The organism is Ralstonia sp. 25C (assembly GCF_051904805.1).
Classification (GTDB): domain Bacteria; phylum Pseudomonadota; class Gammaproteobacteria; order Burkholderiales; family Burkholderiaceae; genus Ralstonia.
Map to the genome: position 1 here is coordinate 237,744 of NZ_CP196738.1, position 21,332 is coordinate 259,075.

The following is a 21,332-nucleotide window of genomic DNA, read 5'->3' on the forward strand; positions in this document are numbered from 1 at the left end:
CCTATTGGCGCGATAGGCGCGATATGCATGTGCCGCACGCTGCGGCGCTGATGGCCTGAACGCAGGGTCAAAGCCTGCGGGCATAGCGCTTGCATGAGAGACCAAGCGCTGCGCCATCGGCACAAATATATGCACGGTGGTCTTGGCGGCGTTATTGAAATTCGGCAAACCTGTCATGGGCCTAGCCGCCGCGCAACACCGGGAGTCACTCACATGTCCGAGGCCCAACTGCTCCAAACTGCAACAGCCGGCTTCCCCGCGCGCGCAAACTTGGCACAGCCGCACACAAAGCGGGCGCTGCGCACCGTCATCGCGCACGATGTGGATGAACACGCCCACAACCTGACCAACTGGGAGCAGCGCTACGACCAGATTGCCTGCGGCGCCTTTGAAGGCGTGCTGGACGAATGGCAAAGCGCGGGCGTGCAGATCTTCCGTGAAAGCACCAGCCGCGCCATCCGCCAGTCCTGCCGGGTATGGTCAGATGCACTCTGGTTCGGCATCGAAGCGTACGCGGCAGGCATGCGCATCAACGGCCGCCAAGTCGGCGCCGATGCGGTGATGACGCGTCCGGGCGGCGGCGAGTTCGAACTGGTCACGCCAGACCAGCATGAGATCTACGGCATCGTTGTGCAGCGCAACGCGCTGCTGGCCACCGCCACCCGTCTGGGCTGCGAAGTGGATTGGGGCAAACTCGGCCAGGCCGAATTGCTGAATGTCGAACATGATGCGCTGGACACCTGCCGCCGCCATATCGCCGACCTGCTGCAGGTGGCCGGCGGCATGCAAGACACCCCCGGCAACCCAGCGCTGCAGTTGCGCCAGGAAGCGGTGCTGGTGTCGCTGCTGGCGCTGCTGGACAGCGGCGAGATCGAAGCCGAGGCCAGCGCCAACTTCCAGCGCCGGATGCGCATCGTCAACAACGCGTGCGAGTACGCGATGGCACAGCAGAAATGCCCGGTCACCGTACCGATGCTGTGCGAGGCGGTCCATGTCAGCCGGCGCACGCTGCAATACTGCTTCGAAGATGTCCTTGGCATCAGCCCCATGACCTACCTGCGGGCGCTGCGCCTGAACGGCGTGCGGCGTGCGCTATGCGAAGGCAGCGGCAGACATGCCATCGGCGACATTGCGGCGGCCTGGGGTTTCGTCAACTTCAGCCAGTTCTCGTGCGATTACAAGAAGCTCTTCGGCGAAACCCCTTCGGCCGCAGTACGGGCAAGGATGCGCTGCTGACGCCAAGCGCCCTGCCCGCACCGGAACATAAAGGGTTTGCAGCACGTTCCTGCAAACCCTTTTTCATTGTTGGACCAGCATGCAAGCTTGGAGAAAGCCTGCCCAATAAACAATCGCCCCATCATCGGCACCCGCACCGACACACGCCGTACAGCGCCGTGCCAGCCGTCCACTCTTCAGAGGGGCTAAACCACTCGTCTAGATTGCCGATTACCTGTACTGGAGCTCACACTGCGCCAGTTCGGCGGGTACGACGCCGCCACGTAGACCGGGCATTGCATTCTCTTCAGCGCCACCTGACGCCATGCATCTCTTGCGCCCATCCTGGGTCTTCTGCGCACTGTGCGCCTTCGGGGCGCCCGCGCTTGCTCTGGCGCAAACGTCCATCCTGATCTACTCCGAGGCCGGGCAACGGCCACTCTCCTATGAAGACCACGGCACGCCCAAGGGCGCCTATGTCGAAAACCTGATGCGCGTGCTCAAGCGGATTCCGGGATACAAGGTGGAGATCCGCTTCGTGCCCTGGGCGCGCGCCGTGGAAGAAGCCAAGAACGGCAACAGCGCCGGCGTGCTCGGCGTGTACTACCGCCCGCAGGAGCGCCCGTTCCTGAATCATTCCAAGTCGATCTACACCGAGGACGTTGCCGTGCACTGCAACCGGGATTCCGTGCGAGGGCGCACGCTCAACACCTACCCCGACGACTTTGCCGGCCTCCGGTTCGGCAACCAGCGCGGCTACCTGGCGCCCGGCCCGCGCTTCTTCGAGATGGCAACGGCCGGCAAGATCAGCATTGTCGAAGGCCAGGAGTTTCAGGATCTCGTCAAGAAGATGCTGGTGGGCGAGATCGACTGCGTGGTCAACCCGAGCATCGTCATCAACGAGGCGCTGGTCACGCTGGAGGCCCAGGGCATTCCCGAGCGGATGCGCTACAAGTCCAAGCGGATCCTGACTGTCAAAAGCGAGACCGTGCACGTGGGGTTCAGCAAGAAATACGAAGAATCGCACCCCGAGCTCGCCCGATTCCGCCAACTGTTCGACAAGGCGGCGGACGAGTAATCGCGCAGCCAGCCGACCCACACACTCATGCGCCCGCTGTCCCCTGTTCAATCGATCCGGAACAGGATGATCGCGCTCTTCATCGTTGTCACGACAACGACTTTAGGGGCGTTCGCCATCCATCGGCAGTGGCAGCGACAACGCGATCTGGATCAGCGCTTCGAGCAACTCCGCACGGACATCCTGGACAGCCTCGGGCAGAGCCTGGCCGAACCGGTCTGGGCACTGACCGTCGACATCATGCGGACCAAGCTGGAATCCGCGCTCGTGCATCCGGAGGTGGTCCAGGTGTGCGCGCTGTCTGCCGATCGGGAGGAAACCTATACCGCTGTCCATCGCAATGCGACCGGTGCCCGTGCGCCCGCGCCGTCCACCGCAACGTGCGTCGCTCCCGGCCCGCATGAGGTGATCAGCGAGGTGGACATCTACCCACCCGCCGGCATCGACCCGCAGCGTAGAAAACAGCCGATCGGCAAAGCGGTGCTCTATCTCACCCGAGACCCCATGCGCCACGCCCTGCGCGCCGCCATGATCCAGGGCATCACGGAGGTTGTCGCCATGGATGTGGCGCTGGTGCTGCTGCTGACCTTCGGGCTCCGCATGGTGTTCCGGCCGCTGGCGCATCTGCAGCGCGCGCTGTTCAATCTCGCCTCCTCCCAGGGTGACCATCTGGAAGAGCTCCCCAAGTCGGGCCGCACGGAGTTCGACAGCGTCATCGACGGTTTCAACCAAGTCCTGCGCAAGCTCAAGCACATCATCGCGCAGCGCACGGAAGCCGAAATGACGGCGCGCGAGGCCATCCGCATCACTAACGAGGCCTTCGCGCAGCTTCAGGCTACCCAGGCGGAGCTGGTCGAAAAAAACCGGCAGCTGGAAACGCTCTCCATGACTGATCAGCTCACCGGCGTGTTCAACCGGCGGTGCCTGGATGCCGTGCTCACCCACGAGCTGGAGCGCTGCCTGCGCGATGGCATCCCGCTGGCCATCATCCTGATGGATGTGGATCGCTTCAAATCCATCAATGACACCCATGGGCATCAGGTGGGCGACCAAGTGCTGGTGGAAGTCGCCAGCCGCATCGTGCACGTGAAGCGGCCAACCGATACGGTCGGCCGGTGGGGAGGTGAAGAGTTTCTGCTGATCTGCCCCAATGCCGGGCCGGAAAACGTCATGGGCTATGCGCAATGCTTGCGCAAGGCGATCGGGGAGCACGATTTTCGCCTGATCGGCCGGATGACGGCGAGCCTTGGCGTGACCTGCATGCAGGATGAGGACACCATCCACGGCATGATCTCGCGCGCAGACGCAGCCCTGTACCGAAGCAAGAAAAACGGCCGCGATCGCGTGGAGTTCGCCCTGCACGGCGCACACGCCACGCGCGAGAACGAACCGCTCGGGGACTGATCTGGCTGCCCCCCCTTGCCCGCCAAGGGCGGCGACGGATCAGTGCGCGTCCGCCTCGCCGTCGAAATCGCGATCGCGCGATCGCATGCCCATCAGGCGCTCGTAGTTGAGCGAGGCATGGAAACCAAAGCCATTGCCGCCGGCACGCTTGACTTCATACATCGCTGCGTCGGCATTGCGGATCAGCGTCTGGGCATCGCGACCATCGGTCGGATACAGCGCCACGCCGGCACTCACGCCCAGCGACAGCACATGCCCCTCCACCCGGAACGGGGTCTGCAATTGCTCGATCAGGCGCTCGACGGTCTGGGCAACGTCTTCACGCGTAGCGCAATGCGTGAGGACGGCGACGAACTCATCGCCGCCCAGGCGCGCCACCGTGTCGGACGCACGCAGGCCGCTGCGCAGGCGCATCGCGGTGGCCTTGAGAACGAGGTCGCCCACGCCGTGGCCATATTCATCGTTGACGGGCTTGAAGCGATCCAGGTCGACAAAGACCACGGCCACCTGCGCACGCGCACGGCGTGCCGCCTGGATGGCGACGAACAGCCGATCGCGCAGCAAGCGCGCGTTGGGCAGGTCAGTCAGCGGATCATGCAGCGCCAAGTGGTGCGCCTTGTCGAGCGCGGCACGGCGCTGTGTGACGTCGAGCAGTGTGCCGCTCACGCGGGTGGCCATGCCAAGGGCATCGCGCTCGGTCACACGGCCACGCGCCGCCACCCAGATCCACTGGCCATGGCCGGCGCGCATGCGCTGTTCCACTTCAAAACTGTCGGCATCGCCACGCAGATGGCGATAGATGCGTCGCGCGCTCGTCGTCGCGTCTTGCGGGTGCACCATGGAAAACCAGCCGTCCGGATCGTTCGGCAGATCGGCCGGATCGTAGCCGAGCATATCGGCAGTACGGCGATTGAACGACACATGCCGCGCCCGCGTGGACCAGTCGAACGTGCCCAGGCCCGCACCATCCAGCACATAGGCCAGCCGCTGCTCCGACGCACGCAGCGATTCGATCGCCAGACGCCGCGCAGTCACGTCCTGCACCTGCACAACGAGGTGCTTGGCGTCGCCAGCATCCTCATGCGCCAGCGCCACGTCGGCTTGGACCCACACGGTGCTGCCATCCTGGCGCACAAAGCGGGTTTCAAGCGAGAGTGACTCACGGTGGCCGGCAAGTAAGGCGCCGATGCCGTCGCGCGTGCGCTGGGCGTGATCGGGGTGGCACAGATCAAAGAGATCGCGAGCGCGTAGCGCCTGTGCTTCGTGCCCCGTCAGCGCACACAGCGCCCGGTTCACGTCGAGGAAGCGACCCTCAGGCGCGCACAGGCCGATCCCAATCGGCGAATGTTCGATCGCAGCCTTATACAAATGGTGGTCCTCAAGCATGGCGATGCACTTCGCGAATGCGGCAGTCCCGGGGAGCAACGGATATGACGACATCGGCCCGCCCGCCACTGCCTGAAAAGCAATGGTTCGCGTTGGGCAAGCGCGGTGATGCTCGACGTGGATCCCCGTAACCGGTCTCGTGGTCTGCGCGTTCAGCCGGCGGCTGGCAGACCTGTCGTACACAATCCATGTGCACGAATTCGAGGCGGACTATAGAAGCCGTGAGTTAACGGGGCAATCCCTTCCCGCGAGGGGACACGGGTCAGACGCTCGTTCTGGCCCCTCGTGCTTGAAGTCGACGCGAGGGAAACGCGCCCCGCGTCATTCCCGTCTGCGTTTCGCTGCCGGTGGCCGACAGCCGCCCGGCTACGCCGGACATCGGATAACTGTACACCTACGTCTACACCGCGACAGTCAGCCTTTCGGCTAGGTTTTACGGTTCGTGGCCTGATGCATACGTTTGCTTGAGGCAAGCGCCGGCACCTCCACATTGCGGATGCCTGCATAGGCAGTGGATGCTGCCAGACTCATCCAGAAGAACGAAACGGCCATCACACCGGCACGGGCTCCGCTACTATGACTGATATCGCTCCGGGGGGACGAGTCAACACAGCGAGCCGCCGGGCGCCACGCGACGCCTGCGGTTGTAGGAGGTTGTATGGAATTGAGTTTTGTCGCCCCGGGCACCGAGACGCACCGCTATGCGCTGAAGCTGGCAGGGCTGCCCGAGGGGAGCGAGCCCATCGATCCGACCTGGATCGACGATGCGCTGACCGCCGCCATACGTGTCTTTGACGCACACCGCGTGCACTTTGCCGACGCCTATTTCGCCTACCGCGCCCGCGAGACGGCGCAGCATCCCGCACATGCTGGCGAGGCCGCTCCGCGCATGCGCCCCAGCGGCGACCTGCACGACGACACGCCCCTGCTCGCGGACACGTTTGCGATTGCGCAGCTTGCCGCACTCGTCTCGCTGGAGGCCGCTGGCATGGCCGACATCATCGACGTGCACTTGATCGTGGAGCGCTTGCGCGACGATGGCCAGACGCGCTCTGCCGATGGCCTGGCCGAGGTGACGTTCCCGACCGACGCCGCCTCAGGCCTGCGCGCCACCGCCCGGGGACACTAAGGACGAGCGACTAGCGCCCGCGCCTGCCACATGCCGGCCGCTTCGGTACGATGGCCGGCTGCGGCTCAGTGGGCGCCCCGATGGCCGCGGCGTCGCGGAACGTCCAATGCCGGTGCACCAGAAAATTGAAGACCGCGGTGATGGCCGAGGCAAACACCTGCGCGAGCAGGTAATACAGCCCAAGCGACAGGCAAATCGCCATGATGGTCGCATTGCAACCCAGCGCCAGAAACGCGACCAGCCCAAACCGCACCATCGCGCCAAAGTGGCCGCGCGTGCTGTTAAACACCGCCTGCCGGCTGATGATGTAGTTGAGCGTGGCGCCGATCACGCTGCCGGCCACCGACGCCCGCCAAGGCGAAACGCCCGCCTGCACCAGCCCGAACAGCACCACGTAGTGCGCCAGCGTGGCACCGAAGCCGATCACGACATAGCGGGAGAACTGCGCCGCCACAGCCCAGAAACGCTGCGCGGGCGCGAGGTTCGGCCCACCTGCCTGAGAATCAAAATTGCGCTGAGTCATGGCCGCAAGGTGCGCAACTCCCGTGCCCGTTTAAAGTTGGGCAACATTTTGCCGTATAAGCACGTGGGCACCCGCGCCGCTGTGGGCGCTCCATTGACATGCTCGAACTCCAACCTCTCGACATTCCGCTAGCGATCCCCCTGCCGTGGCCGATGCTCGACGCCGACGGGCAATTGCTCGTCCCCAAAGGCGACGTCATCCACTCGCCGGAGGAGATCGACCTGCTCTTCACCCTGCACCGGCCACACCGGCAGGCCGACGGCACGCCTGGCAGCGCTTCGCCATTCGCTAACACGCAGTTCCCGAATACGCTGTTCCCCGACATGGCGGAGGACCCGGAGAGCGAGCGCTCCATCGCCATGGAACAGCTTGGCCTGCGCCCGGGCGGCATGCTGACCGTGCGCCTGACGGCCGGCGCCGGGCAAAGCAAGGGCGCCGCGCGCGTAATGGGCTATAGCCCGCAGCGCCATCTGCTCATTACCATGCCGGCCGACGGTGGCCGCGCCGTCATGCCGGTCAAAGACGAGCTGCTGGAGATCCACGCCTTCTCGGGCGAGGGCATTGCCAGCTTTGAATGCACGGTGATGGCCGTCTGCCGCATCCCGTTTGAATACGTCGTCTTGTCAGCGCCGCGGCGCATTAAAAGCCGCGCGCTGCGCAAGTCGCTGCGCGTACGGGCAAACGTGGTCGGCAAGATGCTGGTGAGCGGCGAGCCGCCGCGCATGATCCATATCTCCGACATCAGCACCACGGGCGCGTCGTTCCGCTCGGCCCATCGGCTGGAACTGAGCGGTGCGCCCGCGCGCCTGCGGTTTCGCGTGAAAACCCGCGACTACCACTCCGAGCTGGTGGCAGCCGCGCTGATCCGCAGCGAAAAGCCGGCCGACCTGCCCAACGCGTATCAGTACGGCGTGGAGTTCATCGAATTAGGGGCTTCACAACGGATGCTGCTGCAGTGTTTTATTTACGAGCAATTGCTGTGGGGTGGCCAGCGCATGGCGTAAAACCAGTGATATTCGCAATATTTTTATCAGATGTAATTTACTCTAAACATAAAAAACGCCCGTACGATTCCCGCGACAATGCGCCGGGCAACGGCCCGGCAAGCGGAATTTCGGCTTATGATGCCCGCAGGTTCGTCGTGACAACTCGACACAATTGAATGACCCGCGCGAACCGACGCATTTCCGTTTCACAGGTATTTGCAGGACGATCTCCATTTATGAGTCGCGCCACGTCCGTCGCGCCATCGGGTCTGGACCCTATCTCCGGGTTGCCGGACCGCGAACGATTCATCCGGTGGCTGGCCGCGCTGCCTCGGCCCATGCAGCCCGCGCAGCCGGATGGCACTGGCGCGTTGTTGCTAATCGGCTTTGACCACTTTGCCGAGGCGACCACCACGCTGGGCCCGCTGGCTGCCCGGGCGATCCTTGTCGAGTGTGCGGCGCGGCTCAAAGCGTTGTGCGATGCCGGCGTCGATGCCACGGCCCCCTTCGTTGGGCGCGTTGGTCACGAAACCTTTGCGATTGCCTCGGCCGGATTCACCTCGGCACAAGCCGTGCACGACCTCGCGCGGCGCATTTCCGCTGCGTTGACGCGTCCGTTCATTGCGCATGGCTATGAGCTGGTCTGCTCATGCAGCATCGGCATGACCCTGTTTGACAGCACGCCGGCCGACCCTGCCCGACTGATTGACCAGGCCGACCGCGCGCTCTATCACGTGCAGCACGGCGGCGAGCAGAGCCCGGCCGTCTATGCGCCCGCCCCCGCCATGCCAAATGCCGACGCCCCCGTGTCGGCTGCCGAGGCAAACGATGCCGTCGCCGAGCGGCCGCGCTTGGCTGCGCAACTGCGCCACGCGCTGGCACGCCGCCAGTTCAGCCTGAACCTGCAGCCACAGTTGAGCCTGGCCGATGGCCGGATCGTCGGCTATGAATTCCTGCTGCGCTGGATTTCACCCGAACTCGGTGGCGTGGCACCGGCAGATTTTCTGCCGATTCTCGAACAGACCGGCGACATCCGCGAGGTGGGCCGCTGGGTGCTCGACAACGCCGCGCAAATGCTGGCCGGCCTGCAGCGCGAAGAAGCCGAGCGCGCTGGGCGCGGCGGCACGCGGCATCAACCGAGCGTCCATGCGGCGGTCAACCTGTCGGTGGCACAGCTGCTGGACCCACAGCTGAGCGAGGTGGTGCGCGATATTGCGGCACGCCATGCCGTGCCGCCGGAGCGCATCGTCTTCGAGGTGTCGGAACATACGCTGCAACAGGCCAACGGTGCCGCGCGCCAGGCCATTGAAGCGCTCCACGCATGCGGTGCGCGCGTGGCGGTCGAAGACTTTGGCGCCACCGAGCACAGCCTGGATTGCCTGGAGACCTTTCGCCCCGACCAGGTCAAGCTCGACCAGGGCGTGGTCGGCGCGGTAGCAGACGCACACAGCCACGGCACGCTGCAGCGCCTGGTGGCCGCCGCCCATGCCGTCGGCGTGTCCGTTACGGCTACGCGCGTAGAAACCGCCGCGCAGCTCCAAGCCCTGCGCGCTTGCCGCTGCGATGTCATCCAGGGCTATCTGCTATCACAGCCCTTCCCGGCACGCTGGATCGACGACACGCAAGGCGTGATTGCCGAACGCGCACGCGACCTGCTGCCGTAAAAAACAAACGCCCTTCCCCAGGCATGGAAGGGCGTCGCGTCTTGGACTCCTATACCGGCCGCTTATGCGTGCTTATGCGTGTTCGACGCGGAACACCGCCACCGCGCCGCGCAGCGCCTCCGCCTGCTCCTCCAGCGATTCCGCCGCAGCCGCGGCCTGCTCGACCAGTGCGGCGTTCTGCTGCGTGACCTGATCCATCTGCGTGACGGCCTGGTTGACCTGCTCGATGCCGCTGCTCTGCTCTTCCGATGCGGCCGAAATCTCGCCCATGATGTCGGTCACGCGCTTGACGGCGGTCACGACTTCCTCAATCACCGCGCCGGCCTCGGCAACCAGCGTCGAACCGTTCTGCACACGGCCCACCGAGTCGCCGATCAGTTCCTTGATCTCCTTGGCGGCCGTGGCACTACGCTGCGCCAGGCTGCGCACTTCGCCTGCCACCACGGCAAAGCCCCGGCCTTGCTCGCCCGCACGCGCGGCTTCAACAGCCGCATTGAGCGCGAGGATGTTCGTCTGGAACGCAATGCCCTCGATCACGCCGATGATGTCGGCGATCTTCTTGCTGCTCTCGTTAATGCCGGCCATGGTGTCCACCACGCGGCCAACGACCTCGCCGCCCTTGACCGCGATGTCCGATGCATTGACGGCCAGCGTGCTGGCCTGACGCGCGTTATCGGCGTTCTGCTTCACGATGCTGGTCAGCTCTTCCATGCTGGATGCGGTTTCTTCCAGCGAGCTGGCCTGCTGTTCCGTGCGCTGCGACAGATCCGCATTGCCGGCGGCGATCTGCTTGGTGGCGCTGGCGATCGAATCCGAGCCCGTGCGCACTTGGCCGATGATCCGCTGCAGGCTTGTCTGCATGGAGGCCACGGCGTGCATCAGGCGCGCGGTTTCATCACGACGGCCTGCGGTGGTCTGGCCTTCCACGCGCGTGGCGAGGTCGCCTGAAGCCATGCGCTCGAACACGTGGATGGCACGTTCCAGCGGACGCACCACCGTGCGGCCCAGCACCCCACGCGCCACCACCGACAACAACAGCGCTGCCGCCAGCAAACCACCTGACACCCAGATGCTCATAGCGTAGCGCGATTGCGAGTGATCAAAACGCGCCTGGCCATAGGCGAAGCGCGCCTTGACCAGCGGCCCAAGCGCCGTGTCATAGACGACAAAGAGCTGCGGCACCTGGGTGGTGTTCAAGTCTCGGTACGTGGTGAGGTCACTGCGTTCAAGCGCGGCGATGGCCGGCTCCAGCGCGGTCTTGACGAATTTTGTGCGCGCAGCGTCGGCGGCCTGCAATTGGGCGCGATCGGCTTCGGGCACCGGCAGCTTCATGAATTCGGCCCACGCATCGTTGGCCGACTTGACCATGGTGTGCGCGTCCGTCAGCAGCTTCTTGAGTTCCTCGGGTGACGAGACCGAATCGAAGTTCGTCAGGTGAATGCGTGCCCACAGCAGGTTGATCGTGTCCTTGGCCAGCAGGTCCAGCCCTTTGGCGTCTTCCAGGTACACGGCGCGTAGGTCGGCGTTGGTTGCCCGACCGGTGGCGATGCCTGCGGCGCCCACCACTGCAATCATCACGGCAAACGCGGCCACCAGAATCGTCAGTCGCGTTCGAATGCTTGTATCCATCCACTTCCACATAGGTCTATCCCCCGCTTGGTTGGGCCGTCTGGCGTTGTCTGGTTCGCTTGCAATGCACCGCTCGTCTGGCACCCGGTTCACTCCCGAAGAGTGCTATCGGCAAGCCAGGAGAGAAATGGAGCCCAGGCACTGAATGTCCGGGATACGCCGCAAGTGATATGCAAGAGTGTAAAAAAGATGCGTCAGGCGCACCCCCTCAACTGGGGGGACACTAAAATGCGGGTTGCGCCACCTACTCGGTGGCAATCATGCGAAATCGTGCCGCTCACTCAACGGGCCGCACACTGCTCACAAGGGGATCAAGATGAAGAAACTGATTGCACTGCTGGCCCTGGGCTGCGCCGTTCTGGCGGGTTGCAACACGATGGCAGGCATGGGCAAGGACATCCAGACCGGTGGCCAGAAGCTCGAAAACGCAGCCGACAGCACCAAGCAGAAGATGTAATGACACGAAGGCCGGGGCGCCCCTTGCTCGGGCCTCCCGGCTGGAGGGGAAGAACGCCGCAATTCGCGGCGTTTTTCTTTGGGCGGAATCCTTACAGCAACTCCTCTGGCGTGAACGGCGCCAGCATCTGAATCCACGTTCGGAGGCCGAAGCCGACATCGGGCTCGTGGTCGACGACGACTTCCTTGCCGTTCTCATACGTGATCCAGCGCAATTGGCCATCGTCCGCCTTTGTCACGCGATACGCGCTTTCCCTCAGCGAATCATCAAACAGCCGGGCGACGGCCTGCGCCAGCACCGGGCTGCGAATTACCAGCCCCGTTTCCGTATTCAGCGCAATCGAGCGCGGGTCAATGTTCATGGAGCCGACAAAGAGCGTGCTCCGGTCCACGATGACGGACTTCACGTGCAGACTCGCCTGCGCTGACCGAAAGCTGCCGACCACTTTCGGACGCTCGCCAAGCGTAGGGCGCAGCTCATACAGTTCAGCGCCGCTATCGATAAGCGTTCCACGGTATTTCGCATAGCCCACGTGCACGATGGGCGCGTCGGTGGCCGCCAGGGAGTTGGTCAGCACGCGCAGGCGCACGCCTCGATCATGCAGGCCCTTGGCCACCTCCACGCCCCGCTTGCCGGGCACAAAGTATGGCGAGATCAAAATTACCTCGCGCTGGGCCTCGTCCACGACACGCATCAATGTGCGGGCGAGGCGCTCACCGCCGGGCTCGATGTCGTCACCAGACACCTTGGCGGGGCGGTCAACGATGACCTTGGCTGGCGCCCATTCCAGACTCAGGCGGCCGCGCGCGATCTGGTCGGCGAGGAACCAGTCGCGCGGTGCGGGACGCAGCGGCAATGGGTCGACTGGCGTGGTGCTGGCGAGGTCGGTCTGGTTGCGCAGGCGCTGCTGCTCGGGGTCGGTGATCTGCCGGGCCGGAGCCTGCGGGCCGGATGCGGAGCTCATGTCCATCGCCGCAATCGGCGCAGTCGGCACCTCAATGCGGCGCAATGGCGCTTCCGGGCGGGCAGGCATCGATACAGGGGGCGGATAGTTACCGTCCTTCTGCTCGGGGGGGTGAGCGTCGCTGGGCTTGGGCGCCAATGCCTGCACGGGGTAGGCAAACTCGCTGTTCCAATACGCATCGAACGCGGAAGACAACTGCCGCACAGCCGGCCCCGCCGCCAACACATCCAGGTCGACAAAGTTGGTCGTCTTGTCTTGCGTGAAATATTCGGCGCCCAGGTTGCGCCCGCCTGTCACGGCCAATGCGTTGTCGGCAATGAAGGCCTTGTTGTGCATGCGCCGGTTGACGCGGCGGAACTCGGCGGCGCCGCTCAAGTACCGCGTGAGGTTCGACATGCGCCCACCCGGAAACGGGTTGAACAGCCGCACGTCGATGTTCTTGTGCGACGAGAACTTCAGGAACGCCAGATCGCGCCCATCGCTGTGCAGGTCGTCGACGAGCATGCGCACGCGCACCCCGCGTTCGGCGGCGGCCAGCACGTGGCGCATCAGCTCGCGCACGGCGTTGTCGCTTTCGATGATGAAGTACTGCAGATCCAGGGTACGTTCAGCACGGTCGGCCAGCGTGAGCAAGGTGGCATAGGCCTCTTCACCGGAGGGGATCAGCCGGAAACCCGACACGTCCCCGGAGGGGGCCTTCGCCTGCGCCAAACGCCCCAGTGCAGTCGTCGATTCCGCCCCCGAAAGCGCTGTCGTGACCGGCCGCTCGACGTGCTCGGGCAGGCTGGCGCAGCCACCCAGCAGCAGCGCCGTCAGGCAGGTCAGCCAGACGCGTAGAAACGTGCGGAAGATCAGCGGGCGCCCTTGCATGTTGGTGTGTCGCGTTGTGCTACGGATGATCGACAGGACGGTAACTGCACATCAGCATGCCGCGTGCCTGTCGGTGGCACAGGCGCTCCCAGCGCTACGCCGGCGGCGCGACGACGCGACTCCGTGTTTATCCGACGCCACCTCAGGCGTGTCAAAATGCCCCGTGGCATGTCCTCCTTGCCCCCTGATGCTGACCCAAACCACCACATTCGCCACCTTTCTGTTTCTTGTGCACTGCGTGGGCGTGCTGGCCGCCATGCACGCCGTGCTGACCGTGCGGACCTCCCAGGGGGCCATTGCCTGGGCCATCTCGCTCGTCACGCTGCCAGAATTCACGCTGATCCCATATTTGATTTTCGGGCGCAGCACCTTTGCCGGTTACGTGGATGCGCGGCGCTTCAACAATGCCCGCATGCGCGAGATCACGCTGTCGGACGACTGGCGGCGCCTGCGCGATCACGAATCCTCCGTCGTCGAGCCGCACCACGCGTGCATGCAGGCGCTGCCCCGGCTGACCGGCATGCCGTGCCTGTCGCGCAACCGCGTGCGTCTGCTGGTCAACGGCGCGGAGACCTTCGAGGCCATCTTCGCGGCCATCGCGCAGGCCAAACGGGTGCTGATCGTGCAGTTCTTCATCGTGCATGACGACACGCTCGGCCGCCGCCTGGCCGACGCGCTGCTCGAACGGGCGCGTGCCGGCGTGCGCGTGTACTTCCTGTTCGACGCCATCGGCTGCCACGCCCTGCCGCGCCACTATGTGCAACGCCTGACCGACGGCGGCGTGCACGCCAAGCCGTTCTCCACGCACGCGGGTTTCGTCAACCGCTTCCAGCTCAACTTCCGCAACCACCGCAAGCTGGTGGTGGTGGATGGCGAACGCGCCTACGTGGGCGGCCATAACGTCGGCAACGAATACCTGGGCGAGAAACCGCCGCTGGCTCCGTGGCGCGACACGCATATCGAGATCGTTGGCGCAGCGGTGATGGACCTGCAACTCACCTTTGCCGAAGACTGGTACTGGGCCGCGCATGAAGTGCCGCAACTGATCGTGCCCGAGCTACGTCCCGACGAAGACATGGTCTGCCAGGTGGTGGCCAGCGGCCCCGCCGACAAGCAGGAAACCTGCTCGCTGTTCTTCATGGAGGCCATCCAGTCCGCGCGCCACCGGCTGTGGATCACCACGCCGTACTTCATTCCCGACGAGGCGGTGTTTGCGGCGCTGCGCCTGGCGGTGCTGCGCGGCGTGGACGTCCGCATCCTGATCCCATCACGCCCGGACCACCGCGTGGTTTTCCTGGCCTCCACGCTGTATGCCCACCAGGCCATCCGCGCCGGCGTGAAGATCTACCGCTACCTGCCCGGTTTCCTGCACCAGAAGGTGGTGCTGATCGACGACGATGCCGCCGCTGTCGGCAGCGCGAATCTGGACAACCGCTCCTTCCGCCTGAATTTCGAGTTGATGGTCGTCACGGCCGACCAGCGCTTCGCCAACGACGTGGCGCAAATGCTCGACGCCGACTTCGCACACGCCACGCGCATCGGCCGAGACGAATACGAACGCGCACACCCGCTGCGCCGCGTGATCATGCACGTGGCCAAATTGTTCGCGCCGATTCTGTAGCCGCTTTTCCAAATTTGCGAATTCGCCCGCAAGAAGCGGAGCGCACCACCGCATCGCCGTCCCTAACCTGAAGGCCAACACTTTCAGGACTAGGAGACGTGCGATGCCCGCCCCCTTTGACTCATCGGTCAACCGCCTGCCCGCCGGCTTCAACCGGCTGGCAGGATCCAACCTTGCCGCCCAATCCGCCGAACAGATCGCGCTGGCGGCCATGCCGATGGTGGCTGTGCTCACCCTGCATGCCGATGCCAGCACGGCGAGCTGGCTGCAGGTGGCGCTCACGCTGCCGTTCGTGCTGTTTGCCATTCCCGTCGGCATGCTGGCGGACCGTTGGCCCAAACGCACGTTGATGGCCGGGGCTGAAGCGGTGCGTGCAGCGGCACTGTTCGGGGTGGCAGGGCTACTGCTCGCCGGCCAACTGAATCTGACGGCACTGGTGGTGCTGGGCTTCGTGGCGGTATGCGGCACGGTGGTGTTCAGCGTGGCGGCACCGGCGTTGGTGCCGTCGCTCGTGCCACCGACGATGCTCTCGCGTGCCAACGGGCGCATCGAACTGGCACGTACCGTGGCGTTTGCCTGTGGTCCGGCCATCGGCGGCGCGCTCATCGGCTGGACCGGCGCCATGACGGCCTTCGTGCTGGCCGCGGCGCTATCCGTGGGTGCAGCAGCGCTGCTGACGGGTGTGCCCTCACCCACGGCTGCCGCACGGCATGCGACGCATCCGCTGCGCGACATTGCCGAGGGTGCGCGCTTCGTGTTCCGTCATCCGCTGTTGCGGCCGGTGTTCATCACGCAGTGCCTCTTCACGATGTCCTTTTTCATGGTGCTCGCTGTATTCGTGCCGTATGCGGCGCACCAGCTTGGGCTGTCGGCGCAGGCCATCGGGCTCACGCTCGGCATGTACGGTGCAGGCATGGTGATCGGCGCACTGCTCGCTCCGAGCATCCTGGCGCGCTGGCGCTTTGGCCATGTGGTGGCGACCGGCCCCGTGTGCGGGCTGGCCGGCGGTGCGTTGCTGGCAGCGACGCTCTGGCAACCGTGGCCGGCGCTCGCCCACGCGGGGTTCTTCATGCTGGGGTGTGGGCCGATCCTGTGGGTAGTCAGCACGACCACGCTGCGCCAGACAGTCACGCCGCCCGCGTTGCTGGCGCGCGTATCCGCGGTGAACGTCATGTCGTACGGTGCACGGCCGGTAGGTGCTGCCTTGGCGGCATGGCTTGCGGCGCAGGCGGGTATGGGTGCGTGCCTGCTGATGGCGCTGGCCGGCTTTGCGCTGCAGTTGTTGTGCATTCTCCAGTCGCCGGCAGTTCGGCTCGCGCGTCAGCCGCGTGCGGAGGATGCGTCGGCGGGGCTCGAACCGGCCTGAGCGGCATCGCCCGCACTGTCAGAGCGCTGCGCATCGCGCCACGCGCGCGGCGTCATGCCGAAGTGCGCGATGAACCAGCGCGTGAACGACGCCTGCCGCGTATAGCCCAGCAGTGCCGCTACCCGCCCGATCCGGTAGGTCGGATTCGCCATGTAGCGAATGGCGAGGTTGTGCCGCACCTCCTCCACCAGCTCGGAGAACGTGGCGCCTGCGGCCTCCAGCTGCCGCTGCAGCGTACGCACGCTCAGATGCAGGTGCTCCGCGACCTGCTCCACGGAAGCCCGCTCCAGCGGCAACAGCAGATACACCGCGCGCCGCACCTCCTGCACCGTCACGCCGGGGCCCGATACGTTGAGCGGCTCGGCCAGGCTCTCCGCATAGCGCACCAGGGCCGGGTCTGCAGCGGGGTTCGGAATCTCCAGATCGGCCGCTGCGCAGACGATGCCGTTGAAGTCGCTGTCGAACACGATCGGGCAACCGAACACGCGCCGGTGCAGGCCGAGATCGCCCGGGGCGGCATGCGTGAAATGGATGCTGCGCGGTTTCCAGTGCGCGCCCAGCAGCGCGCTGCACGTGCGGGCCAACACGCCCACGGCCAATTCATTGGCTTGGCGCAACGGCACGGGGGTCTCGGTGATGACCTCTTCGCGGATGACGACCATGTCGCCATCGGATTCCAGATAGATCGCCAGCGCCTCATTCAGCAGATGGCGGTACTGGATGATGGCCTGCAGCGCCTCGCGCAACGTGCGCTTATGGCCCAGCAGCAGGCCCAGCACGCCGAAGTCCAGCTCCGGGCGCGCTTCGGCCATCTGCAGGCCCAGCGTCGGGCACGGTGCGCTGCTGGCGGTGATCTCCATCAACTGGCAGGTCGCCACCACGGGCACGGGCTGCTCCGGGTCGGTCAGCTTGGCAGGGTCCAGCCCCACCTGCCGCAACGCCTCCTGCGGGTTGAACCCGAGCCGCCGCACCACCTGGAAGTAGCCATTGAGCGAGCGCGCACGCACCATCGTTTCCATGGGGGTTCCGTTGGCTGTTCCGGCAGGTTGGTGACGGGTTGGTGTTTACACGGAATGGCGCCAAAAGAGAAAAACTTGGCACCAACTGAGAAATTGAAAGCTACTGCTTCCCTATAGTGAAGTCCACCCGAGACATCCCTAGCGGAGACAACCCATGCAATTCCTCGACGATTCCCTGCACCCCGAAAACCAGGACAAGGTGGTCATCACCGCCGCACCTTACGGCCCGGAATGGATGCCGGAGGATTTTCCGGAAGACATTCCCGTCACCATGGAAGAACAGGTGCAGAAAGCCGTGGATTGCTACAACGCCGGCGCCACCGTGCTGCACCTGCACGTGCGTGAACTGGACGGCAAGGGGTCCAAGCGGCTGTCCAAATTCAACGAGCTGATTGCCGGTGTACGTGCGGCGGTGCCCGACATGATCATCCAGGTGGGCGGCTCGATTTCGTTTGCGCCCGAAGATGAAGGCCAGGCCGCCAAGTGGCTGTCGGACGACACGCGCCACATGCTGGCTGACCTGACGCCAACGCCCGACCAAGTGACCGTGGCCATCAACACCACGCAGATGAACATCATGGAGCTGCTGTATCCGGAGTATCTGGAAGGCACCTCACTGTCTCACCCCGCGCTGCAGCAGGCCTACCGCGAGATGACCGTGCCGGCCGGCCCGCAATGGCTGGAAGAACACCTGCGCCGCCTGCAGGCCGCCGGCGTGCAGCCGCACTTCCAGCTCACCGGCATCCACGCAATGGAGACGCTGGAGCGCCTGGTGCGCAAGGGCCTCTACAAGGGCCCGCTCAATCTCACGTGGATCGGCATTGGCGGTGGTTTTGATGGCCCCAACCCGTTCAACTTCTTCAACTTCATCCACCGCGCGCCGGACGGCTGCACGCTGACGGCAGAGTCGCTGCTCAAGAACGTGCTGCCCTTCAACATGATGGCCATGGCCATGGGCCTGCACCCGCGCTGCGGCATTGAAGACACCATCATCGACCAGCACGGCAACCGCATGACCTCCGTGCAGCAGATCGAGCAATGCGTGCGCGTGGCCAAGGAACTCGGCCGCGAAATCGCCAGTGGCAAGGAGGCGCGCCAGATCTACCGGATCGGCACCTGGTACGACAGTGCCGAGGAAACGCTGGCCAAAAATGGCATGGCCCCCAACCGCGCGCCGAACGTGAAGAACCTGCCGCTGCGCGCGGCCTAAACTAGGGCCTGTTCGCATATGCAACGTACGCACGTTGACCCGAGCAGGGGCCAGATGCGCGAAGGACGCCGCCGCAAAGGGTCGTTCCCTTTGCAAGGCGCGCCGACAAAGCAGATGGCCCCTGCTCGGGTCAACCCGGAGGGCAATGGGAATTTGAGCCGCAGGGCTAGGCGTGGACAGCGCCGCTTAGCCGGCTAAGCAAGCTGGCCGCAACGACGCCATGCGGCTCAAATTCCCATTGCGTGCGCACGTTCCATATGGGAACAGGCCCTAGCCGCAATATCACCGGGCCAACACAGGCGGCGCTCAACGCAAGCGCCGCCACTCGGAGACCACCATGAATCTGCACGCCGCCGACCCGCGCACAGACCACGACGACTACCTCGTCAGCCGCCCCCAGGCGTGGTTTGCCTTTGCGATGACCTTTGCACTGATGCTGTTCGATTACATCGACCGGCAAGTCATCGTGTCGCTATTCCCGCATCTGAAGACGGCCTGGGCGCTGTCGGACAAGCAACTGGGCGCGCTGGTGTCCGTCATCTCCATCGTGGTGGCGGTGGGCGGGCTGCCGGTGGCGCTGCTGGCCGACCGCTTCAGCCGCGTCAAGAGCATCGTCATCATGGCGACGGTGTGGAGCCTGGCGACGATCTCCTGCATGTTCACGCGCAACTATGCGCAGCTCTTTGCGGCGCGGGCCATGGTGGGCGTGGGCGAAACCGGTTATGGCTCGGTGGGCGCGGCGCTCATCGCCAGCCTCTTTCCCCGGCGCCTGCGTGCCACGTTGATGGGCGCCTTCTTTGCAGCGGCCTCTGTGGGCTCCGTGCTGGGCGTGTTGCTGGGCGGCGTGATTGCCGCGCGCTGGGGCTGGCAGGCGGCCTTTGGCGTGGTGGGCGTGCCGGGGCTGGTGCTGGCGCTGCTCTACGTGTTCGTGCCGGACTACAAGACCGTGGCGATGGCACCCAACGATGCCCAAGCGCGGCAGCACGGCAGCACGCTCGTGCAGCGCGTGGTGACGGCCATCAGCAGCTCGCGCACGCTGTGGTGGACATGCCTGGGTGCAGCCTTCCAGTTGATCGTGGTGTCGACCATCTGGTCGTGGCTGCCGAGCTACCTGAACCGCTACCACGGCACCGCGCCGGAGCACGCCGCCATGCAAGCCGCGCTGGTCGTGCTGTGTGGCGCGCTGGGCGCATTCGTATGGGGCGTTGTGGCAGACGTGGTGGCGGCGCGCCGGCAGCGCAACCGGTTGATTACGGTGGCTGGGCTGGCCATCGTGACCGTGTTCGTGTTCATGACCGCGTTCGGCTCCGCCATGCCTGCGAGCCAGCAGTTCCTGCTGATCGCGCTCGGCGGGTTCTTGATGACGTGCACGGTGGCGCCGGCGTCCAGCGTGGTGTTCGACGTCATCCATCCGGGTGTGCGTTCGACGGGCGCGGCACTGCTCTCGCTGTTCCAGAACCTGTTTGGCCTGGCGATCGGCCCGTTCGTGGGCGGTGCCCTGTCCGATGCGTGGGGCTTGCAGACCGCGCTGGCGGTGATGCCGCTCTTTGGTGTCGTGGCGGCGGCCTGCTTCCTGCTCGCCGCGCGTAGTTACGAGGCCGAACTCAAGCGCGTCGCCCATGTGCCGATGGATGCGGCGCCGGTGGCAGGTCCTCCTGCGGTGGCATCTGCATGACCGCCTGATCCCCCTTTCTTTTACGCGCGCCGCCCGGCAAGGCACCCGCATCCCTCTCCCGCTTTGACTGCGACTCGCCCAGCGAGCCGTGCGGGCAGCGCGCACCCAAAACATTGCTGAAACACTGGAGACACCCATGGCAACCACAGTCCGCTTTCACGAAACCGGCGGCCCCGAAGTCTTGCGTTGCGAGACCGTCGAAGTCGGCCGCCCCGGCCCCGGCCAAGTCCGCCTGCGCCACGAGGCCGTCGGCCTGAACTTTGCCGATACGTATTTCCGCTCGGGCCTGTATCCGGTGCCGCTGCCCGCCGGCATGGGCGTTGAAGCGGCAGGCATTGTCGAAGCCGTGGGCGACGGCGTGATGAACGTTGCCGAAGGCGACCGCGTGACGTACACCGGCTTCGTCAACACGCTGGGCGCCTACAGCACCGAGCGCCTGATCCCGGCTGCGCCGCTCATCAAACTGCCAGACGCCATCGCCTGCGAAACCGCCGCCGCCATGACCATGCGCGGCCTGACCTCCGCCTACCTGCTGCGCCGCATCTACCCGTTTGCCAAGGGCAACACGATCCTGCTGCACGCAGCGGCGGGTGGCGTGGGGCTGATCGTCTCGCAATGGGCCAAGTTGCTCGGGCTGACGGTAATCGGCACGGTGTCGAGCGAAGCCAAGGCCGATATCGCCCGTGCGCACGGCTGCGACCACGTCATCAACTACGCGCACGGGGGTGACGACAATCGTGTCGCCAAGCGCGTGCGCGAACTGACCGACGGCGTAGGCGTGAACGTGGTGTTCGACAGCGTGGGTAAGGCCACCTTTGATGCGTCGCTCGATTCGCTCAAGCGGCGCGGGCTGATGGTGTGCGTGGGCACGGCATCGGGGCCGATCCCGCCGTTCAATCCGCAAGTGCTGGCGATGAAGGGCTCGCTGTATATGACGCGCCCAGCGCTGGCGGATTACATCGCCGATCCAGCCGAAAAGGCGGAGCTTGCCGACGAGCTGTTCGACCACGTCGCCGCCGGCCGCATCCGCATCGAAATCCACCAGCGCTACGCATTGCAAGACGCCGTGCAGGCCCACCGCGATCTGGAAGCACGCAAGACGACGGGCTCGTCCGTCTTCGTCATCTGAGGCACCG

The 21,332-nt window shown here is 65.1% G+C and carries 17 protein-coding genes; 12 read left to right on the plus strand and 5 right to left on the minus strand.

Features of this window, described 5'->3' with window-relative positions:
• The first annotated feature begins 213 nt into the window (after positions 1 to 213).
• The 3 genes from ACS7SF_RS19530 (at position 214) to ACS7SF_RS19540 (ending at position 3,697) form a co-directional block, all read left to right on the plus strand.
• On the plus strand, positions 214 to 1,236 hold the full coding sequence (locus ACS7SF_RS19530) for a helix-turn-helix domain-containing protein (RefSeq protein WP_439893798.1): 1,023 nt from the start codon (positions 214 to 216) through the stop codon (positions 1,234 to 1,236).
• 304 nt (positions 1,237 to 1,540) lie between these two features.
• Complete coding sequence (locus ACS7SF_RS19535) at positions 1,541 to 2,293, plus strand: substrate-binding periplasmic protein (RefSeq protein ID WP_439893799.1); 753 nt, start codon at positions 1,541 to 1,543, stop codon at positions 2,291 to 2,293.
• Positions 2,294 to 2,359: 66 nt separating this feature from the next.
• Positions 2,360 to 3,697 carry a GGDEF domain-containing protein gene (locus tag ACS7SF_RS19540; protein WP_439893800.1) on the plus strand — a complete coding sequence of 446 codons (1,338 nt, stop codon included), beginning with the start codon at positions 2,360 to 2,362 and terminating at the stop codon, positions 3,695 to 3,697.
• A 39-nt stretch (positions 3,698 to 3,736) separates the two neighbouring features.
• Here ACS7SF_RS19540 and ACS7SF_RS19545 read toward each other — a convergent pair whose 3' ends face one another.
• Positions 3,737 to 5,083 carry a diguanylate cyclase domain-containing protein gene (locus tag ACS7SF_RS19545; RefSeq protein ID WP_439893801.1) on the minus strand — a complete coding sequence of 449 codons (1,347 nt, stop codon included), beginning with the start codon at positions 5,081 to 5,083 and terminating at the stop codon, positions 3,737 to 3,739.
• Between the two features lie 658 nt (positions 5,084 to 5,741).
• Between ACS7SF_RS19545 and ACS7SF_RS19550 the strand changes: the two genes are divergently transcribed.
• Positions 5,742 to 6,212 carry a hypothetical protein gene (locus tag ACS7SF_RS19550; protein WP_439893802.1) on the plus strand — a complete coding sequence of 157 codons (471 nt, stop codon included), beginning with the start codon at positions 5,742 to 5,744 and terminating at the stop codon, positions 6,210 to 6,212.
• A 10-nt stretch (positions 6,213 to 6,222) separates the two neighbouring features.
• Here ACS7SF_RS19550 and ACS7SF_RS19555 read toward each other — a convergent pair whose 3' ends face one another.
• Positions 6,223 to 6,735 (minus strand): GtrA family protein, encoded by a 513-nt coding sequence (locus ACS7SF_RS19555; protein WP_439893803.1) that lies wholly within the window; start codon positions 6,733 to 6,735, stop codon positions 6,223 to 6,225.
• Positions 6,736 to 6,833: 98 nt separating this feature from the next.
• Here ACS7SF_RS19555 and ACS7SF_RS19560 point away from each other — a divergent pair, with 98 nt between their 5' ends.
• Both ACS7SF_RS19560 and ACS7SF_RS19565 read left to right on the plus strand, forming a co-directional pair.
• On the plus strand, positions 6,834 to 7,739 hold the full coding sequence (locus tag ACS7SF_RS19560) for a flagellar brake protein (RefSeq protein WP_439893804.1): 906 nt from the start codon (positions 6,834 to 6,836) through the stop codon (positions 7,737 to 7,739).
• A 218-nt stretch (positions 7,740 to 7,957) separates the two neighbouring features.
• A complete protein-coding gene (locus ACS7SF_RS19565) occupies positions 7,958 to 9,385 on the plus strand; it encodes an EAL domain-containing protein (RefSeq protein WP_439893805.1) in 1,428 nt (475 codons plus the stop codon).
• A gap of 72 nt (positions 9,386 to 9,457) precedes the next feature.
• Here ACS7SF_RS19565 and ACS7SF_RS19570 read toward each other — a convergent pair whose 3' ends face one another.
• Complete coding sequence (locus ACS7SF_RS19570) at positions 9,458 to 11,026, minus strand: methyl-accepting chemotaxis protein (RefSeq protein ID WP_439893806.1); 1,569 nt, start codon at positions 11,024 to 11,026, stop codon at positions 9,458 to 9,460.
• A gap of 304 nt (positions 11,027 to 11,330) precedes the next feature.
• Here ACS7SF_RS19570 and ACS7SF_RS19575 point away from each other — a divergent pair, with 304 nt between their 5' ends.
• A complete protein-coding gene (locus ACS7SF_RS19575) occupies positions 11,331 to 11,471 on the plus strand; it encodes an entericidin A/B family lipoprotein (RefSeq protein ID WP_426400003.1) in 141 nt (46 codons plus the stop codon).
• A 91-nt stretch (positions 11,472 to 11,562) separates the two neighbouring features.
• On the opposite strand, the gene ACS7SF_RS19580 is transcribed toward ACS7SF_RS19575, so the two are convergent.
• Positions 11,563 to 13,305 (minus strand): phospholipase D-like domain-containing protein, encoded by a 1,743-nt coding sequence (locus tag ACS7SF_RS19580; RefSeq protein ID WP_439893807.1) that lies wholly within the window; start codon positions 13,303 to 13,305, stop codon positions 11,563 to 11,565.
• A gap of 187 nt (positions 13,306 to 13,492) precedes the next feature.
• Between ACS7SF_RS19580 and cls the strand changes: the two genes are divergently transcribed.
• Together cls and ACS7SF_RS19590 are read left to right on the plus strand one after the other, a co-directional pair.
• Positions 13,493 to 14,926 carry a cardiolipin synthase gene (cls, locus tag ACS7SF_RS19585; protein ID WP_439893808.1) on the plus strand — a complete coding sequence of 478 codons (1,434 nt, stop codon included), beginning with the start codon at positions 13,493 to 13,495 and terminating at the stop codon, positions 14,924 to 14,926.
• Positions 14,927 to 15,029: 103 nt separating this feature from the next.
• On the plus strand, positions 15,030 to 16,292 hold the full coding sequence (locus ACS7SF_RS19590; protein WP_439893809.1) for an MFS transporter: 1,263 nt from the start codon (positions 15,030 to 15,032) through the stop codon (positions 16,290 to 16,292).
• On the opposite strand, the gene ACS7SF_RS19595 is transcribed toward ACS7SF_RS19590, so the two are convergent.
• The gene (locus ACS7SF_RS19595; RefSeq protein ID WP_439893810.1) at positions 16,247 to 17,311 is read right to left on the minus strand and encodes an AraC family transcriptional regulator; all 1,065 of its coding nucleotides are present in this window, start codon (positions 17,309 to 17,311) and stop codon (positions 16,247 to 16,249) included. The genes ACS7SF_RS19590 and ACS7SF_RS19595 overlap by 46 nt on opposite strands.
• 154 nt (positions 17,312 to 17,465) lie before the next feature.
• Here ACS7SF_RS19595 and ACS7SF_RS19600 point away from each other — a divergent pair, with 154 nt between their 5' ends.
• The 3 genes from ACS7SF_RS19600 (at position 17,466) to ACS7SF_RS19610 (ending at position 21,325) form a co-directional block, all read left to right on the plus strand.
• Positions 17,466 to 18,521, plus strand: coding sequence for a 3-keto-5-aminohexanoate cleavage protein (locus ACS7SF_RS19600; RefSeq protein ID WP_439893811.1), 1,056 nt, complete (start codon positions 17,466 to 17,468; stop codon positions 18,519 to 18,521).
• A 337-nt stretch (positions 18,522 to 18,858) separates the two neighbouring features.
• Positions 18,859 to 20,196 (plus strand): MFS transporter, encoded by a 1,338-nt coding sequence (locus ACS7SF_RS19605; protein WP_439893812.1) that lies wholly within the window; start codon positions 18,859 to 18,861, stop codon positions 20,194 to 20,196.
• Between the two features lie 136 nt (positions 20,197 to 20,332).
• Positions 20,333 to 21,325 carry a quinone oxidoreductase family protein gene (locus ACS7SF_RS19610; RefSeq protein WP_439893813.1) on the plus strand — a complete coding sequence of 331 codons (993 nt, stop codon included), beginning with the start codon at positions 20,333 to 20,335 and terminating at the stop codon, positions 21,323 to 21,325.
• The last annotated feature ends 7 nt before the right edge of the window (positions 21,326 to 21,332 follow it).

Excerpts from the sequence above, each read along its gene's own strand:
- ACS7SF_RS19580 (WP_439893807.1), bottom strand. The coding sequence starts at position 13,305 with ATGCAAGGGCGCCCGCTGATCTTCCGCACGTTTCTACGCGTCTGGCTG.
- ACS7SF_RS19565 (WP_439893805.1), top strand. The coding sequence starts at position 7,958 with ATGAGTCGCGCCACGTCCGTCGCGCCATCGGGTCTGGACCCTATCTCC.
- ACS7SF_RS19555 (WP_439893803.1), bottom strand. The coding sequence starts at position 6,735 with ATGACTCAGCGCAATTTTGATTCTCAGGCAGGTGGGCCGAACCTCGCG.
- ACS7SF_RS19545 (WP_439893801.1), bottom strand. The coding sequence starts at position 5,083 with ATGCTTGAGGACCACCATTTGTATAAGGCTGCGATCGAACATTCGCCG.
- ACS7SF_RS19590 (WP_439893809.1), top strand. The coding sequence starts at position 15,030 with ATGCCCGCCCCCTTTGACTCATCGGTCAACCGCCTGCCCGCCGGCTTC.
- ACS7SF_RS19540 (WP_439893800.1), top strand. The coding sequence starts at position 2,360 with ATGATCGCGCTCTTCATCGTTGTCACGACAACGACTTTAGGGGCGTTC.
- ACS7SF_RS19560 (WP_439893804.1), top strand. The coding sequence starts at position 6,834 with ATGCTCGAACTCCAACCTCTCGACATTCCGCTAGCGATCCCCCTGCCG.
- ACS7SF_RS19610 (WP_439893813.1), top strand. The coding sequence starts at position 20,333 with ATGGCAACCACAGTCCGCTTTCACGAAACCGGCGGCCCCGAAGTCTTG.
- cls (WP_439893808.1), top strand. The coding sequence starts at position 13,493 with ATGCTGACCCAAACCACCACATTCGCCACCTTTCTGTTTCTTGTGCAC.
- ACS7SF_RS19605 (WP_439893812.1), top strand. The coding sequence starts at position 18,859 with ATGAATCTGCACGCCGCCGACCCGCGCACAGACCACGACGACTACCTC.
- ACS7SF_RS19570 (WP_439893806.1), bottom strand. The coding sequence starts at position 11,026 with ATGTGGAAGTGGATGGATACAAGCATTCGAACGCGACTGACGATTCTG.
- ACS7SF_RS19600 (WP_439893811.1), top strand. The coding sequence starts at position 17,466 with ATGCAATTCCTCGACGATTCCCTGCACCCCGAAAACCAGGACAAGGTG.
- ACS7SF_RS19575 (WP_426400003.1), top strand. The coding sequence starts at position 11,331 with ATGAAGAAACTGATTGCACTGCTGGCCCTGGGCTGCGCCGTTCTGGCG.
- ACS7SF_RS19535 (WP_439893799.1), top strand. The coding sequence starts at position 1,541 with ATGCATCTCTTGCGCCCATCCTGGGTCTTCTGCGCACTGTGCGCCTTC.
- ACS7SF_RS19530 (WP_439893798.1), top strand. The coding sequence starts at position 214 with ATGTCCGAGGCCCAACTGCTCCAAACTGCAACAGCCGGCTTCCCCGCG.
- ACS7SF_RS19550 (WP_439893802.1), top strand. The coding sequence starts at position 5,742 with ATGGAATTGAGTTTTGTCGCCCCGGGCACCGAGACGCACCGCTATGCG.
- ACS7SF_RS19595 (WP_439893810.1), bottom strand. The coding sequence starts at position 17,311 with ATGGAAACGATGGTGCGTGCGCGCTCGCTCAATGGCTACTTCCAGGTG.